Annotated in this window: 2 protein-coding genes; both read right to left on the reverse strand. The window is 69.9% G+C overall.

The annotated features are described in order from the left end of the window. Positions 1–184 precede the first annotated feature (184 nt). Positions 185–874: a hypothetical protein gene (locus ACFFIC_RS08065; RefSeq protein WP_377049665.1), complete on the reverse strand. Its 690-nt coding sequence runs from the start codon at positions 872–874 to the stop codon at positions 185–187. 172 nt (positions 875–1,046) lie between these two features. Next, positions 1,047–2,288, reverse strand: a 1,242-nt coding sequence (locus tag ACFFIC_RS08070) for a calcium-binding protein (protein WP_377049666.1), incomplete at its 5' end; no start/stop codon positions are given.

Consider the following 2,288-nt stretch of genomic DNA (forward strand, 5'->3'; position numbering starts at 1 on the left):
ACGCCACCAGCACCAGCGCCCCGGAGGTGGGCCACGACCAGCGGCACCGCCGCATCCGCGAGGCCACCGAACCGTCCCGCCTCATGCGCCGCCACCGTGGCGTGGCCGGGGCAGGCTGCCATTCATGGCCAGGCGTCGATGCACGCCCTTCCTGCGGGCCCCCGCGACGAGGCTGCACCGCGGTTCAACCCGCCTGGGAATGGGGGAAGGAACGTGGTGCATCGTCCGGGCCATTCAGGCCCCAGCGGGCCAGATGGAGGGAAACCTTGCCGGAAAGCGCCGAGGACCGTGCGGGAACCGGCATGCCGAAGATAAGCAGGGCGAGGCTCGCCGCGCCGCCCATTCCTGCTACGCGAACCTGCGAAACCAGACTGCTGCCGAAATAGACTCCGACAAAGGACAGCGCTCCGGGAGTCGTTCCCTCCGGTGCGTAGAAGATGCCGAGCGGCGCACCGACGGCATCCAGGAAGGTCAGGCTGGCGCCAGCCGCCCCCTCTTCCGTGAACACCGCGCCGAAGCCGCGCGTCAGCGCCACCTCTCCATCGGTGGGATCGAGGAAGCCGAGGTCGAGACCCGTGCCGGGCATCACGGTGTGCTGCCAGGGGGTGGGCGGCACCTCGCGCAAACCGGCCTGGGTCATGCCGTCCGGAAGGCTGTCGCCGCCGATCTCGCAGCGGCCGCTGCCGTATGGGGGCCTCGTTCCTGAGCAGAGTGGGCCCAGCAGGCCCCGGAATGCGTCCACCTCCCCCTGAATCCGCCCCGCAGGGCCCGAGGCGGAGACAAGGATGGGCGCGCCATCATCGGCGCCGGAGCCGGTGAGCAGGGGCAGTGCCGTCACCAGCGCGGACTTCGTCGGCGGCTTCAGCGTGCCCATGATCACCTCCCATCCCGACCGGCCCGGGGCTTCGGGAGGGTGAAGAGCAAACAATGCGCCGTGAGAGAAAAGCAAGCGTTTTCATGTTGCTAAACCATGGCAGAGACCAGCCACCATGCGGATGTAAAGATTGGCAGAATGGTGGAGGGGCCCGGCCCCTCCACCGGTCGCCTCATCCGATGAGGTGGAGGTCGGCCGCGCTCAGCACGGTGCCGGGGGTGAAGGTGGCGACCGCCACCGAGGCACCCGCTCCCGCGCCGTCGGCATCCCACCAGAGCTTCGCCGCATCGGTCTCGTAGATGAACTGGCCGGTGCCGGAGGGCGCCGTGGCGAGGCCGGTGGTGTTGCTGATGAAGCGCGTGGCCACGTCCGTGTTCAGGGCCAGCTTGCCGCCGAACCCTGCGACGGAGATCTCGAGCGCGTCGGTGCTGTGAACGAAGTCGAGGATGGTGTCGCCGCCCTCCGCCGCCGAGGCGAAGCGGAAGAGGTCGGCACCCCCCCCGCCCTCCAGCGTGTCCGCGCCCAGGCCGCCGATCAGCGTGTCGCGGCCAGCGCCGCCGTGGATCTCGTCGTTGCCGGCCATGCCGTTCAGCAGGTTGCCCAGCGCATTGCCGTAGATGACGTTGGCCTGCGCGTTGCCGGTGCCCGACAGCGCGCTGCCGGCAAGATCCAGGCGCTCCAGGTTGGCGCCGAGGGTGAAGCCCGACACGTTGACCACCACGCGGTCATAGCCCTCGCCGGCATTCTCCACGATGAAGTCGCCCAGGCTGTCCACGATGTAGATGTCGTCGCCGGCACCGCCCAGCATGAGGTCGTCGCCGGCTCCGCCGTCGAGGGAGTCGTTGCCCTCGCCACCGAAGAGCGTGTCCCGGCCGGCCCCGCCCTCCAGCGTGTCGCTGCCCGCGTTGCCGTAGAGCTGGTCGTCTCCGCCGAGGCCCTTGAGGATGTTGTTGAGCTCGTTGCCGACCAGGAGGTTGCCCAGCTCGTTGCCGATGCCGGTGGTCGCGGTGCCGGCCAGATCCAGGCGCTCCACATTGGCGCCGAGGGTGTAGCCGGACACGCTGGCCACCACGCGGTCATAGCCGCCGCCGGCGAGCTCGATGACGATGTCGCCGAGGTGGTCCACCAGGAAGACGTCGTCGCCGAGGCCGCCCGTCATCTGGTCGGCGCCCGCCCCGCCATCGAGGGAGTCGTTGCCGTCGCCGCCGTTCAGCGTGTCGGTACCGGCCCCGCCGAGAAGGGTGTCGTTGCCGGCCAGGCCGTTCAGCGTGTCGTTGGCGGCGGTTCCGTTGATGAGGTCCGCCGCGGCCTTGCCGTTGACCGCAGCGGGGTTGGTGGAACCCACGGCAGTGGCGGGCACGCTGACCTGGACGGCGCCGGAGTTCTTCAGGGCAAGCGTGCTGGAGGGCACGGC

The sequence above is a fragment of the Muricoccus vinaceus genome (assembly GCF_042433125.1).
GTDB classification, from domain to species: domain Bacteria; phylum Pseudomonadota; class Alphaproteobacteria; order Acetobacterales; family Acetobacteraceae; genus Roseomonas; species Roseomonas vinacea.